10 protein-coding genes and 1 pseudogene are annotated in these 12,852 nt (G+C 64.5%); 3 read left to right on the plus strand and 8 right to left on the minus strand.

Going from position 1 to position 12,852, the window contains the following annotated elements; genetic code table 11:
* The first annotated feature begins 69 nt into the window (after positions 1 to 69).
* Positions 70 to 4,354: pseudogene (rpoC, locus tag P0Y64_01250) on the plus strand (DNA-directed RNA polymerase subunit beta').
* A gap of 270 nt (positions 4,355 to 4,624) precedes the next feature.
* On the opposite strand, the gene P0Y64_01255 reads toward rpoC, so the two are convergent.
* The 5 genes from P0Y64_01255 to P0Y64_01275 form a co-directional block, all read right to left on the minus strand.
* Complete coding sequence (locus tag P0Y64_01255) at positions 4,625 to 5,113, minus strand: MaoC family dehydratase (GenBank protein ID WEK43494.1); 489 nt, start codon at positions 5,111 to 5,113, stop codon at positions 4,625 to 4,627.
* Positions 5,106 to 5,594 (minus strand): dihydrofolate reductase, encoded by a 489-nt coding sequence (locus P0Y64_01260; protein WEK43495.1) that lies wholly within the window; start codon positions 5,592 to 5,594, stop codon positions 5,106 to 5,108. The genes P0Y64_01255 and P0Y64_01260 overlap by 8 nt, the downstream gene beginning before the upstream one ends.
* 16 nt (positions 5,595 to 5,610) lie before the next feature.
* Positions 5,611 to 5,736, minus strand: a complete 126-nt coding sequence (locus P0Y64_01265; protein WEK43496.1) for a hypothetical protein — start codon at positions 5,734 to 5,736, stop codon at positions 5,611 to 5,613.
* A 117-nt stretch (positions 5,737 to 5,853) separates the two neighbouring features.
* Positions 5,854 to 6,486, minus strand: coding sequence for a LysE family translocator (locus P0Y64_01270; protein ID WEK43497.1), 633 nt, complete (start codon positions 6,484 to 6,486; stop codon positions 5,854 to 5,856).
* A 68-nt stretch (positions 6,487 to 6,554) separates the two neighbouring features.
* A complete protein-coding gene (locus P0Y64_01275; GenBank protein ID WEK44933.1) occupies positions 6,555 to 8,618 on the minus strand; it encodes a malate synthase G in 2,064 nt (687 codons plus the stop codon).
* 98 nt (positions 8,619 to 8,716) lie between these two features.
* Here P0Y64_01275 and P0Y64_01280 point away from each other — a divergent pair, with 98 nt between their 5' ends.
* Positions 8,717 to 9,601 (plus strand): LysR family transcriptional regulator, encoded by an 885-nt coding sequence (locus P0Y64_01280; GenBank protein ID WEK43498.1) that lies wholly within the window; start codon positions 8,717 to 8,719, stop codon positions 9,599 to 9,601.
* Here P0Y64_01280 and thyA read toward each other — a convergent pair.
* The gene (gene thyA / locus P0Y64_01285) at positions 9,598 to 10,527 is read right to left on the minus strand and encodes a thymidylate synthase (protein ID WEK44934.1); all 930 of its coding nucleotides are present in this window, start codon (positions 10,525 to 10,527) and stop codon (positions 9,598 to 9,600) included. The genes P0Y64_01280 and thyA overlap by 4 nt on opposite strands.
* A 132-nt stretch (positions 10,528 to 10,659) precedes the next feature.
* Between thyA and P0Y64_01290 the strand changes: the two genes are divergently transcribed.
* A complete protein-coding gene (locus P0Y64_01290; GenBank protein ID WEK43499.1) occupies positions 10,660 to 11,007 on the plus strand; it encodes a JAB domain-containing protein in 348 nt (115 codons plus the stop codon).
* Here the strand turns inward: P0Y64_01290 and P0Y64_01295 are convergent.
* Both P0Y64_01295 and prfB read right to left on the minus strand, forming a co-directional pair.
* On the minus strand, positions 10,930 to 11,721 hold the full coding sequence (locus tag P0Y64_01295; protein WEK43500.1) for a class I SAM-dependent methyltransferase: 792 nt from the start codon (positions 11,719 to 11,721) through the stop codon (positions 10,930 to 10,932). The two genes, P0Y64_01290 and P0Y64_01295, sit on opposite strands and share 78 nt — an antisense overlap.
* Positions 11,718 to 12,845, minus strand: coding sequence for a peptide chain release factor 2 (gene prfB / locus P0Y64_01300; GenBank protein WEK43501.1), 1,128 nt, complete (start codon positions 12,843 to 12,845; stop codon positions 11,718 to 11,720). Before prfB ends, P0Y64_01295 begins: the two co-directional genes overlap by 4 nt.
* Positions 12,846 to 12,852: the final 7 nt, after the last annotated feature.

The raw sequence follows: 12,852 nt of genomic DNA on the forward strand, positions 1-12,852 counted from the left end.
GGCGTCGTCGGCTGGCGGCGCCCTCCCCTTCCTTCGCCCAGCAGAATTACCCTCCAGAGGGATGAGATTATGAACGAGATGACCCCCTTCGCGAACCCGATCGCGAAACCCGAGACCTTCGATCAGATCCAGATCGGCATCGCCTCCCCGGATCGTATCCGCTCCTGGTCGTTCGGCGAGATCAAGAAGCCCGAGACGATCAACTACCGCACGTTCAAGCCCGAGCGTGACGGCTTGTTCTGCGCGCGCATTTTCGGCCCGATCAAGGACTACGAATGCTTGTGCGGCAAGTACAAGCGCATGAAGTACAAGGGCATCGTCTGCGAAAAGTGCGGCGTGGAGGTTACCGTCTCCAAGGTCCGCCGCGAGCGCATGGGCCATATCGAGCTGGCCGCGCCGGTCGCGCACATCTGGTTCCTGAAGTCGCTGCCGTCGCGCATCGGCCTGCTGCTCGACATGCAGCTCAAGCAGCTCGAGCGCGTGCTGTATTTCGAAGCCTATATCGTCATCGAGCCGGGCCTCACCCCGCTTGAGAAGTTCCAGCTTCTCACCGAGGACGAGTTGCTCGAGGCGCAGGACGAATATGGCGAGGACGCCTTCTCCGCCGGCATCGGCGCGGAAGCCGTGCGCATCATGCTCGAAAGCCTCGATCTCGAGGGCGAGAAGGCGCAGCTGCTCGAGGAACTGGCGACCACCAAGTCCGAGCTGAAGCCGAAGAAGATCATCAAGCGACTGAAGGTCGTCGAGAGCTTCCTCGAATCCGGCAACCGCCCGGAATGGATGATCCTCGAGGTGATCCCGGTCATCCCGCCCGAACTGCGCCCGCTGGTGCCGCTCGACGGTGGCCGCTTCGCGACGTCGGATCTGAACGATCTGTATCGCCGCGTGATCAACCGTAACAACCGCCTGAAGCGGCTGATGGAGCTGCGCGCGCCGGACATCATCGTCCGCAACGAAAAGCGCATGTTGCAGGAAGCCGTCGACGCACTGTTCGATAACGGCCGTCGCGGCCGCACGATCACCGGCGCCAACAAGCGTCCGCTGAAGTCGCTGTCCGACATGCTCAAGGGCAAGCAGGGCCGCTTCCGTCAGAACCTGCTCGGCAAGCGCGTCGACTATTCGGGTCGTTCGGTCATCGTGACCGGTCCGGAGCTAAAGCTGCACCAGTGCGGCCTGCCGAAGAAGATGGCGCTCGAGCTGTTCAAGCCGTTCATCTACGCCCGCCTCGACGCCAAGGGTCTTTCCATGACCCTGAAGCAGGCGAAGAAGTGGGTCGAGAAGGAGCGCAAGGAAGTCTGGGACATCCTGGACGAGGTGATCCGCGAGCATCCGGTGCTGCTGAACCGCGCGCCGACGCTCCACCGTCTTGGCATCCAGGCGTTCGAGCCGGTGCTGATCGAGGGCAAGGCGATCCAGCTTCACCCGCTGGTCTGCTCCGCGTTCAACGCCGACTTCGACGGCGACCAGATGGCCGTGCACGTTCCCCTCTCGCTGGAAGCCCAGCTCGAGGCGCGCGTCCTGATGATGTCGACCAACAACATCCTGTCGCCCGCGAACGGCAAGCCGATCATCGTGCCGTCGCAGGACATGGTGTTGGGCCTCTACTACCTCTCGATGGAGAAGCAGAAGCGAGCCGGGCGAAGGCATGCTGCTGAGCGACATGCAGGAAGTGCATCAGGCACTGAATGCCGGCGCCGTCACGCTGCATACCAAGATCGTCAGCCGCGTTCCGCAGACCGACGAGGCGGGCAACCAGTATCTCAAGCGGTATGAAACGACCCCGGGCCGCATGCTGCTCGGCGAGTGCCTGCCCAAGAGCCACAAGGTGCCGTTCGAGACGGTCAACCGCCTGCTGACCAAGAAGGACGTCACCGACGTTATCGACGAGGTCTATCGCCACACCGGCCAGAAGGAGACCGTGCTGTTCGCCGACGCGATCATGTCGCTCGGTTTCCGCCACGCGTTCCGCGCCGGCATCTCGTTCGGCAAGGATGACATGGTCATTCCTGGCGACAAGGAAAAGCTGGTCGACGAAACGCGCGATCAGGTGAAGGACTTCGAGCAGCAGTATCAGGACGGCCTGATCACGCAGCAGGAGAAGTACAACAAGGTGATCGACGCCTGGAGCCGTTGCGGCGATCAGGTGGCGAATTCGATGATGAACGAGATCAAGGCGATCAAATACGATCCGGAAACGGGCCGTGAAAAGCCGATCAACTCGATCTACATGATGGCGCACTCCGGTGCGCGTGGCTCGCAGGCGCAGATCAAGCAGCTTGCCGGGATGCGCGGCCTGATGGCCAAGCCGTCAGGCGAAATCATCGAAACGCCGATCATCTCGAACTTCAAGGAAGGTCTGACCGTCCTTGAGTACTTCAACTCGACTCACGGCGCCCGCAAGGGCCTCGCGGATACCGCGCTGAAGACCGCCAACTCGGGCTACCTCACCCGCCGTCTCGTCGACGTGTCGCAGGACTGCGTCATCGTCGAGGAAGATTGCGGAACCGAGCGCGCGCTGGAGATGAAGGCGATCGTTCAGGGCGGCTCCGTCATCGCGTCGCTCGGCGAGCGTATCCTCGGCCGCACCACGGCCGAAGACATCGTCGACACCAAGACCAACGCGATCATCATCCCGACCGGCACCCTGCTGGACGAGGCGGCGATCACGGTGATCGAGGCGGCGAATACGCAGGCGGTCAAGATCCGCAGCCCGCTGGTTTGCGAATCGAAGGTCGGCGTGTGCGGCAAGTGCTATGGGCGCGATCTGGCCCGCGGTACGCCGGTCAACATCGGCGAAGCGGTGGGCGTCATCGCGGCGCAGTCGATCGGCGAACCGGGCACCCAGCTCACCATGCGCACCTTCCACATCGGTGGTGCGGCGCAGCTCAACGAAACCTCGAACCTTGAGGCCCATGCCGACGGTACGGTGGAATTCCGCGATCTGCGTCTGATCGAGGATCAGCGTGGCCGCCGCGTCGTGCTGAGCCGCTCGGGCGAAATCGCGATCATGGATATGGACGGCCGCGAGTTGTCGGTCGATCGCATCCCGTACGGCGCCTATGTCATGTTCGACGACGGCCATATCGTCTCCAAGGGCGATCGCATGGCCGAATGGGATCCGTTCACCATGCCGGTGATCACGGAAACCGGCGGTTCGGTGAAGTTCCAGGATCTCGTCGAGAACAAGACGCTTGCCGAGCAGGTCGACGAAGCGACGGGCATCGCCCAGCGCGTCGTCACCGAGTTCCGCGCCGGCACCAAGTCGAAGGAGGATCTGCGTCCCCGCATCACCCTGCTCGACGAGGGCTCGGGTGAAACCGCACGCTACATGCTGGCGTCGGGCGCAGTGCTGTCGGTCGAGGACGGTGCAACCGTGCAGGCCGGTGACGTGCTGGCGCGTGTCGCGCGTGAAAGCGCCAAGACCCGCGACATCACCGGCGGTCTGCCGCGCGTCGCCGAGCTGTTCGAGGCACGCAAGCCAAAGGAGAATGCGATCATCGCAAAGGTCTCCGGCCGCGTCGTGTTCGGCAAGGATTACAAGGCGAAGCGCAAGATCGGCATCCAGCCCGAGGATGGCGGCGATGTCGTCGAATATCTGGTGCCGAAGTCGAAGGTGATCGACGTTCAGGAAGGCGACTACGTCAAGCGTGGCGACAACCTGATCGGCGGCAGCCCCGATCCGCACGACATCCTTGAGGTGCTGGGCATTGAGCCGCTGGCCGAATATCTCGTCAGCGAGATTCAGGAAGTCTATCGACTGCAGGGCGTGAAGATCAACGACAAGCACATCGAGGTGATTGTTCGCCAGATGCTGCAGAAGGTTGAGATTACCGACGCTGGCGACACCACCCTGCTCCCCGGCGAGCAGGTGGATCGCGAGGAGATGGACGAGGTCAACGCGAAGCTGGCGAAGAATCAGCAGCCCGCGCAGGGCAAGCCGATCCTTCTCGGCATCACGAAGGCGTCGTTGCAGACCCGGTCGTTCATCTCGGCCGCGTCGTTCCAGGAAACGACCCGCGTCCTCACCGAGGCGGCCGTTCAGGGCAAGCAGGACACGCTGATGGGCCTGAAGGAGAACGTGATCGTTGGCCGTCTGATCCCGGCGGGCACCGGCGCGGGCATGAACCGCCTGCGTGTGGCGGCCTCCAGCCGCGACGCCGCGCTCCGCGTCCAGCAGCGCAAGCTGGCAGATGCGATGGCGATCACCGCGCCGACCAGTGCGGCGGCCGAACATGCCGCGGAACTGGCCCGCTCCCCGCGCGATGCGCAGGGCGGCGGTCAGGATCCGCTCGCAGCGGTCGTCACCTCCGGCGACGGCAGCGACGAAGCCGCTGGCGAGTATCTGAACGACTGATCCTCACGGATCACCGTCCGGTCCAAGAAGCCGCCGTCCGGGAGACCGGGCGGCGGCTTTTTCATGTGCGCGGGCGAAGCTGTTCGAGATGCGGATGAGCGCGCTTCATTGAAGACACCGACCGGCCGCGCAGTCAAAAGTGGCGACGGGCCCGGACTGGTCTCAGGCGCCACGCCTTGCGTTTATGGAATTCGGCGTGGGGCTCTATTTCACGAACGATGGTTTGGGCGCCGATCAACTGATCTGGAGGAGCAAGCGCCTTTCGCGCGATCAATCAGCGGTCGAGCCGGCCAGCCGCAGCAGGTATTTATGTTCCCCTTCCAGCACCAGCTCGCCATGCTGATTGTGAACCGTCGCGCGCATCGCGATGATGCCGGTCGTCCGCTGCGGTGTTTTCGCGACGATCTCCAGCGCCGGATATAGCGTGTCGCCGGGGTAAACCGCCTTCAGGAATTTCGCGCTTACCTCGATGAAGCCGATCAGCGCCTCACCCACCACATGCGGGAACAGCCCCGCCCCAGCGGCGGTGAAGGACAGTACCTGCAGGCCATGCGCCAGCGGCGCCGGGTGACCGAGCCGCGCGCAATATTCATGGTCGTAGTGGATCGGGTGATTATCGAGGCTCACCGCCTGAAACGCGGTGAAATTGCCATCGCCGATCGTACGCGAGGGCAGACGGAATAGCTCCCCGATCTCCAGCCCCTCGAAACCGCGCTCGATCGTCAGGCGATGCGCGCGCGGATCGAAGGCGTCAGTCACCGGGGGCATCCTCTCGCCGCAAGGTCACGAAGCTATAGGCGGGGCGTCCATCCGCCGCGGAATGATCATCCCGCGCCGTCTCCCGCCAGCCGGTGAATGGCGGGACGATCGTGTCGCCATCCGCCGCCAGATGCACCTCGGTCAGTTCGATCCGTTCGGCCAGCGGCAGGAACAGCGCGAATATCTCCGCGCCGCCGATCACCGCCGCATCGTCCCCCGCCAGCGCTAGCGCCTGAGCAACGCTGGAGACGACCTCCGCGCCATCGGCATGCCACATGGGATCGCGGGTCAGCACGATATGGCGCCGACCGGGCAGTGGCGCGGGGAAGCTTTCGAACGTCTTGCGCCCCATAATCATCGGGCGCCCCATCGTCTGTGCCTTGAATCGCTTGAGATCAGCCGGCAATCGCCACGGCAGGCCGCCATCGCGCCCGATGACGCCGTTTTCGGCGCGGGCGAGATGCAATGATATGCGCGTCACGCCGCCCACCCGAAGCTTAACCGCGCGTCGTACCCGACGAGGTCGCCGTCGGACCTGCCGCGATCGGCGCTGGTGGCGCGCCCTGCTGGAGCAGCCAGGCCGCCAATGTGGCGGTAATGATCGTGATCAGATAATCTCGCATCGTACCGTCTCCCCAACCATTGATTACGTTTGTAGTCAATAAGGCTGAACGGCCAGTGAACCGATGTGATCATGCCTCTGGTTAGGCCCACGCGCGCGCGAACGAAAGGTTGCGCGTTCAGGATGCCGGCTTCACCCGCAACAACGCGAGACCGAAGGCGACAAAGATGCCGCCGGTGACGCGATTGAACCAGCGTTTGACCGGCGGGCGTCCGAGATAAAGAGCCATCGACCGACCTCCCAGCGCGTAAACGAAATACCAGAAGCACTCGACCACCGCGAATGTCGCGACCAGGATGGCGAATTGCGGCGCCTGCGCCGCCTTCGGATTGACGAACTGGGGCAGGAACGCAGCGGCGAACAGCAGCAATTTCGGATTGCTGATCCCGATGACGAAGCCGGCGCGAAATACCCGCAGCGCCGAGATCGAGGTGGGAATGTCACCGGCGGCTACGTCAAACGGCGATACGTCGGCACGCCACGCCTGCACGCCCAGATAGACCAAATAGGCCGCGCCCGCATAGCGCAGCACATCGAATGCACCGGGCAACGCGAGCAGCAGCGCCGTCAGTCCCGCAGCCGATGCGATGAGAACCAGCACCACCGCCGAACCGCATCCAAGCATCGCCGCGAACGTGCCCCGCAGCCCGATCTCCACGCTGCGCGACAATATATGCAGCATGTTGGGCCCCGGGGTGCCGGAAAGCAGAAACACCGCCACCACGAAAAGCCACCATATGTGAAGCGTCACGGCCATACCTCCCTCGCGCCGCATCGCTTAGCCGCCGCGCCGAGAGAGGAACACCCCCGATACGAGGGCTAGCCCCGCGCCTTCGCCTCGGCGCGGAATTTGTGCAGCAACGGCTCGGTATAGCCGCTCGGCTGTTCGACACCCTGATAGACCAGCGCCTTGGCCGCGCGGAACGCGAGGTTCGCTTCCCCCTCCCCGGCCATCGGGCGATAGGCGACATCGCCCGCATTCTGCCCATCCACCTTCGCCGCCATCCGCGTAAAGGCTTCGTCCACCGCATCCTTCGTCGCCACGCCGTGGAGCAGCCAGTTCGCCAGATGCTGCGACGAGATGCGCAGCGTCGCGCGATCTTCCATCAGCCCGATGTCATGGATATCCGGCACCTTCGAGCAGCCGACCCCCTGGTCGATCCAGCGCACGACATAGCCAAGGATGCCCTGCGCATTATTGTCGAGTTCCTCACGTACCTCTTCCGGCTGCCAGTTGCGCCGCATGGCGACCGGCACGGTGAGCAATTTCTCCAGCGGCGCGATCGGCTCGGCCGCGCGCTCGCGCTGACGCGCGAACACGTCGACACGGTGATAGTGCGTCGCGTGGAGTGTCGCAGCGGTGGGCGATGGCACCCATGCGGTGTTCGCGCCCGACAGGGGATGGCCGATCTTCTGATCGAGCATGTCCGCCATCCGATCCGGCGCAGCCCACATGCCCTTGCCGATCTGAGCACGCCCCGACAGCCCACAGGCAAGGCCGATCTGGACGTTGCGATCCTCATAAGCCGCGATCCACGGCGCACCCTTCATCTCGCCTTTGCGGATCATCGGGCCGGCGCGCATCGCGGTGTGCATCTCGTCCCCTGTACGATCGAGGAAGCCGGTGTTGATGAACATGATGCGGTCTTTCACCGCATGGATACATGCGGCGAGGTTGGCGGAGGTGCGACGTTCCTCGTCCATCACCCCCACCTTGATAGTGTGCCGGGCGAGGCCGAGCAGATCCTCGACACGATCGAACAGCCGGTTGGTGAAGGCGCATTCGGCCGGGCCGTGCATCTTCGGCTTGACGATATAGATCGATCCGGTGCGGCTGTTTCCCTGCCGCTTCATATCATGCAACGCGATCAGACTGGTGACGATCGCGTCGAGAATGCCCTCCGGCGCCTCGCCGCCATCCGCCAGGACCACCGCCGGATTGGTCATCAAATGGCCGACGTTGCGCACCAGCAGCAAGCTGCGCCCGGGCAGTGTCAGGGTAGAGCCATCGGGCGCTAGATAGGCGCGATCGGCATTCAACCGCCTCGTCATCATGCGGCCGCTCTTTTCGAACGTATCCTCCAGATCGCCACGCATCAGCCCAAGCCAATTGGTATAGGCCGCCACCTTGTCCGCCGCGTCCACCGCCGCGATCGAATCCTCCAGATCGCAGATCGCGGTGAGCGCGGATTCTAGGACCACGTCAGCGATCCCCGCCGGATCACCGCGTCCGATCGGATGATCGCGATCGAACACCACCTCGATATGCAGGCCATTGTGGCGATAGAGCCGCGTCCTGTCCGTCCGCCCGACCAGCTGCGCTGGATCACGCAGCACCGGCTCGCCCGCGAGATCGCCCCATGAGCCGCTCGCCAGCGGCACCGCTTCGTCGAGGAACGCCTTGGCCCAGGCGATCACCTGGCTCCCGCGCGCGGCATCATAGCCGCCCGTCACGGCGGTGCCGGGGATCGCATCGGTGCCGTAGAGCGCGTCATACAGGCTGCCCCAGCGCGCATTGGCGGCGTTGAGCAGGAAACGTGCGTTGAGGATCGGAACAACGAGTTGCGGGCCCGCCAGCCGGGCGATCTCGTCGTCGACATCGCTGGTGCCGACCGCGAATGGCGCAGGCTCATCCGCGAGATAGGCGATATCGCGCAGGAAGGCTTCGTCCACCGCCTCGCCAGCGAGGTAGCGCTCGTCGACCGCCTGTTGCAGCCGCTCGCGCTCGGCGAGCAGCGCGCGGTTCTCCGGCGCGAGATCCGCGAAGATCGCCGCCGTGCCGCGCCAGAAATCATCCGGTGCGATCCCGGTGTCGGGGAGCGCTCGTTCGTCCACGAACCGCGCCAGTTCCTCCGCAACCTGCAACCCGGCCTTGTCGATCATTGCCATTACACGCTCCTTTGATGCCATGGATAGACCATCGCCCGTCTGATCGGTAGGCTTGAAGAAATTGAAGCAGTTTATCGCCATTGGAATGAATGATGCTCGATCCCGATTACGAGCTTTTCGCGCAGGTGGTCGAGGCGGGTAGCCTTTCCGCCGCAGGGCGCTCGCTCGGCATCTCGCCCGCAATGGTATCGAAGCGGATGGCGCGACTGGAGGAACGGCTGAGCGTCCGCCTCGTACATCGCACCACCCGGCGACTGGCAGTGACCGAAGCGGGCGCGCGTTTTCATGCCGATCTCGCGACGATCCTCGCTAGTGTGCAGGCCGCCGAGGCACGGGTTACCGGGGTAAGCGCCGCGCCGAGCGGGCCGCTGCGTATTTCGGCGCCCACCTCCTTCGGGCGGCTGCATGTCGCGCCGCACCTTCACCGCTTTCTCGATGCCAATCCCGCTGTCGCGCTGGAGTTCAACCTGTCGGACGGGTTCGACGATCTGCTCGGCCAGCGCATCGATCTCGCGATCCGCATCGCGCCGGAAATCGCGCCGGGGCTAGTCGCGCACCGGCTCGGCGCGAGTCGTCGCCTGCTATGCGCCGCCCCGGCCTATATTGAGCGATACGGCGCGCCGGAGACGATCGCAGCACTGGCGGAGCATCGTCTGCTCGCCGCGACCGGACAGATGCCATGGCGACTGGTGAACGACACGCGTCGCGCGACCGTCGACCGACCCAGCGCGGTCCTCACCAATTCCAGTGAGATCGTCCGTGAGCTGGCGCTGACCGGGGCCGGCATCGCGCTGCGCTCGTTATGGGATGTCGGCGAAGCGCTGGAGCGCGGCGCGCTGATCCGCGTACTGCCGCAATGGGAAGGCTCGGCAGACGTCGGAATCTATGCCGTCCATCCCGCTGCGCCGGCGATATTGCCCGCGGTCACCGCGTTCGTCGTCTTCCTGCGCGAAATCTTCGTCGACGCGGCGTTCTAAACCGCCACCGGCGCAGCGATGTGCGCGTGCGGATCGTAATCGGTCACTGAGAAATCCTCGATCTGATAGTCGAAGATCGAGTCCGGGCGCCGAGCGATATGCAGGCGCGGCTCGCCGAGCGGCGCGCGCGCCAGCGTTTCTTCCACCAGATGCGCGTGGTTGAGATAGATATGCGCATCGCCTGCGCTCCACACCAGTTCGCCCGGCTCCAGATCGCATTGCTGCGCCAGCATCCGCAGCAGCATCGCCGCTGAAAAGGCGTTGAAAGCGAAGCCAAGGCCCAGATCGCACGAACGCTGCCACAACATGCCCGACAGGCGGCCGCCCGCGACATGATATTGATAGGTCATATGGCATGGCGGCAGTGCCATCCCGCCCAGCTCCGCGACGTTCCAGCCGGTGAACAACAAGCGCCGCGAGGTAGGGTTGTGGCGGATAGCCTCGACCAGTTCCGCGATCTGATTAACCGGCGCGCCACGCCGAAACAGCCCCTCGCCGGCCGGCTCATATGTGTCCCAATTCACCCATTGCTTGCCGTACACCGGGCCAAGATCGCCCCACTTCGCCGCGAACGCATCATCAGCGAGGATGCGGGCCTCGAACGTATCGCGGTCGATCGTCTCGCCGGTCTGCCGCCGGTAATGATCGAGCGGCCAGTCGGTCCAGATGTGCACCTTCTGCCGCACCAGCTCGCGGATATTGGTGTCCCCGGTCAGGAACCACAGCATCTCCCGCGCCGCCGTTTTCCATGCGACCCGCTTGGTGGTCAGCAGCGGCACGCGATCGTCGGAAAGATCGAAGCGCAGCGTCGGGCCGAACAAGGATCGCGTGCCGACCCCGGTGCGATCGCGCCGCTCGTCGCCATGCTCCCATACGTCGCGCAGCAGCCGCAGATATTGGTTCTCGTAATGCCGCTCGATGCTCATGCCATAGCAGTGGCAGGCGCTCGCCCGCGCTGCAAGGCCGCACGACAATCCCCTCATTCGGGTCCATTTCGGATAGGAAACGGTGCGTAACGGCTTGCCGCCCGCCATCCTGCCTCGATGATCGACCCGCAAATGGCCCGGCTATTCATGCCGATAGCGCGCGCTCAAACCGAGATCGCGATATTCGCCTATCTCAATTCCGCCGGGCAATTGCTCGCGCTGCGCCATGTCCCGTCGGGCAACGTCGCTGAGGTGGAGGTGCCGATCCGCGCGATCGCGGGTGATGCGCTCGCATTCGGCGCGGATCAGGTGATGATGGCGCACAACCATCCCTCCGGCGATGCCGAACCGACCCGCGACGATCTTGCCACGACACGCCGTATCGCCACGGCGCTGGATGCCTTAGGAATCCGGCTCGTCGACCATCTGGTGCTGGCGGGTGGCAGCATTACCAGCCTTCGCGCCCGGGGCCTGCTCTAGCGATTGCTGGCGGCACGGCTTGATCGCGGTCGGATCCGGTCGCGCACCCGAGGCCTTGAACGTGGCGAGATAACCGCCAGCCGACGGCATATTCTCCATCTTCACCAGCTGATAGCCGACAGCGCCAAACTCGCATTGCAGCAGCGCGGGTGGCGTGCCGTGATCGGCGGTCGGGCGGTTCGCGTCCACGACCACCACCAGCCCATCGGGCCGAAGCGACGGGCGCATCCGCCACAGGAACTCATAGGGCTGCTCGATCTCATGATACATATGCACCATGAAGACCCGATCGAAGCTGGCCTCGGGCAGCTTCGGATCAGCAGGCGCGCCCAGCCGGACGCTGACATTATCGAGCCGCTCGCGCGCGACACGCTCCGCCAGCGCATCACGCACCGCCGGCATGATATCCTCCGCCAGCACGCGCCCGTCCTTGCCGACGCGCTGCGCGAGGCGCACGGTGTAATAGCCCTCGCCCGCGCCGATATCCGCGACTGTCATGCCACGCGCGATTTTCGCGCGCGCCATCACTTCACCCGCCTCATTCAGCCGGTCGCGCGCCTCCTCGGTCGACCAACGTGCGGAGACGATGTGCGCCACCGGGCGGTCTGCGGCGGGGAACGGCCCCGGCTCGCGATTGTCGTGTCGGATCAGCGGCTGCGATCCATCGCAGCCGGCGAGCAAAAGCAGAAGAAGCGAGAGGGGCGCCAGCCTCAATCGACGTCCTCCACCTCCACCGTCTCGCCCGTCACGCGCTGCGACAGAGCGGCAGCCATGAAATCGTCGAGATCGCCGTCGAGCACATCGCCCGGCGAGGTGGAAGTCGCGCCGGTGCGCAGATCCTTCACCAGCTGATATGGCTGGAGCACATAGGAACGGATCTGGTGCCCCCAGCCGATATCGGTCTTGGTGGCGTTGACCGCGTTCGCCTCTTCCTCGCGCTTGCGCAGTTCATGCTCGTAGAGCCGCGCGCGAAGCTGGTTATAGGCCTCGGCGCGGTTCTTGTGCTGGCTGCGCTGGTTCTGACAGGCGACGACGATGCCGGTCGGCAAATGGGTGATGCGCACTGCCGAATCGGTGGTGTTGATGTGCTGCCCGCCCGCGCCGGAAGCGCGATAGGTGTCGATGCGCAATTCGCTATCGTTGATCTCGATATCGATCGAATCGTCGATCACCGGATAGACCCAGACCGATGAGAAGCTGGTGTGGCGCCGCGCCGAACTATCATAGGGAGAGATACGCACCAGCCGGTGCACGCCGCTCTCGACCTTGGCGTAGCCATAGGCATTCTCGCCCTTCACCAGCAGCGTCGCGGACTTGATGCCCGCCTGTTCGCCCGCATGGTAATCGACCAGCTCGACCTTGTAGCCACGCCGTTCGGCCCAGCGCGTGTACATGCGCTGGAGCATCTCGGCCCAATCCTGGCTCTCGGTGCCGCCGGCGCCGGCGTTGATCTCCAGATAGGTGTCGTTGCTGTCGGCCTCACCCGCGAGCAGCGCCTTCACCTTGTCTTGCTGCGCGCGCATGGCGAGTTGAGCAAGCGCCTGCGTGCCCTCGCTGGCCATCTCTTCATCGCCCTCGGCCTCGGCCATCTCGATCAGCTCACTGGTGTCGGCCAGTTCTCGCTGGATCGCGCGCGTCGCGCCAATCGCCTCGTCCAGCCGGCGACGCTCGCGCATCACCTCCTGCGCGGCCTTGGGATTTTCCCACAGCGTCGGATCCTCGACCCGCGCGTTCAACTCGTCGAGCCGGCGGAGCGCGCGGTCCCAATCGAGGAAGCGGCGCAACAGCGCCAGCGCCTCGTTGATCGTCTCGACATGGGCCTGCGCCTCGGCGCGCATTTCAATT

Origin of the sequence: Candidatus Sphingomonas colombiensis (genome assembly GCA_029202845.1) — a bacterium.
In the GTDB taxonomy this organism is placed as follows: domain Bacteria; phylum Pseudomonadota; class Alphaproteobacteria; order Sphingomonadales; family Sphingomonadaceae; genus Sphingomonas; species Sphingomonas colombiensis.

Excerpts from the sequence above, each read along its gene's own strand:
- P0Y64_01275 (WEK44933.1), bottom strand. The coding sequence starts at position 8,618 with ATGATCGACAAGGCCGGGTTGCAGGTTGCGGAGGAACTGGCGCGGTTC.
- prfB (WEK43501.1), bottom strand. The coding sequence starts at position 12,845 with ATGCGCGCCGAGGCGCAGGCCCATGTCGAGACGATCAACGAGGCGCTG.
- P0Y64_01265 (WEK43496.1), bottom strand. The coding sequence starts at position 5,736 with ATGCGAGATTATCTGATCACGATCATTACCGCCACATTGGCGGCCTGG.
- P0Y64_01290 (WEK43499.1), top strand. The coding sequence starts at position 10,660 with ATGGCCCGGCTATTCATGCCGATAGCGCGCGCTCAAACCGAGATCGCG.
- P0Y64_01280 (WEK43498.1), top strand. The coding sequence starts at position 8,717 with ATGCTCGATCCCGATTACGAGCTTTTCGCGCAGGTGGTCGAGGCGGGT.
- thyA (WEK44934.1), bottom strand. The coding sequence starts at position 10,527 with ATGAGCATCGAGCGGCATTACGAGAACCAATATCTGCGGCTGCTGCGC.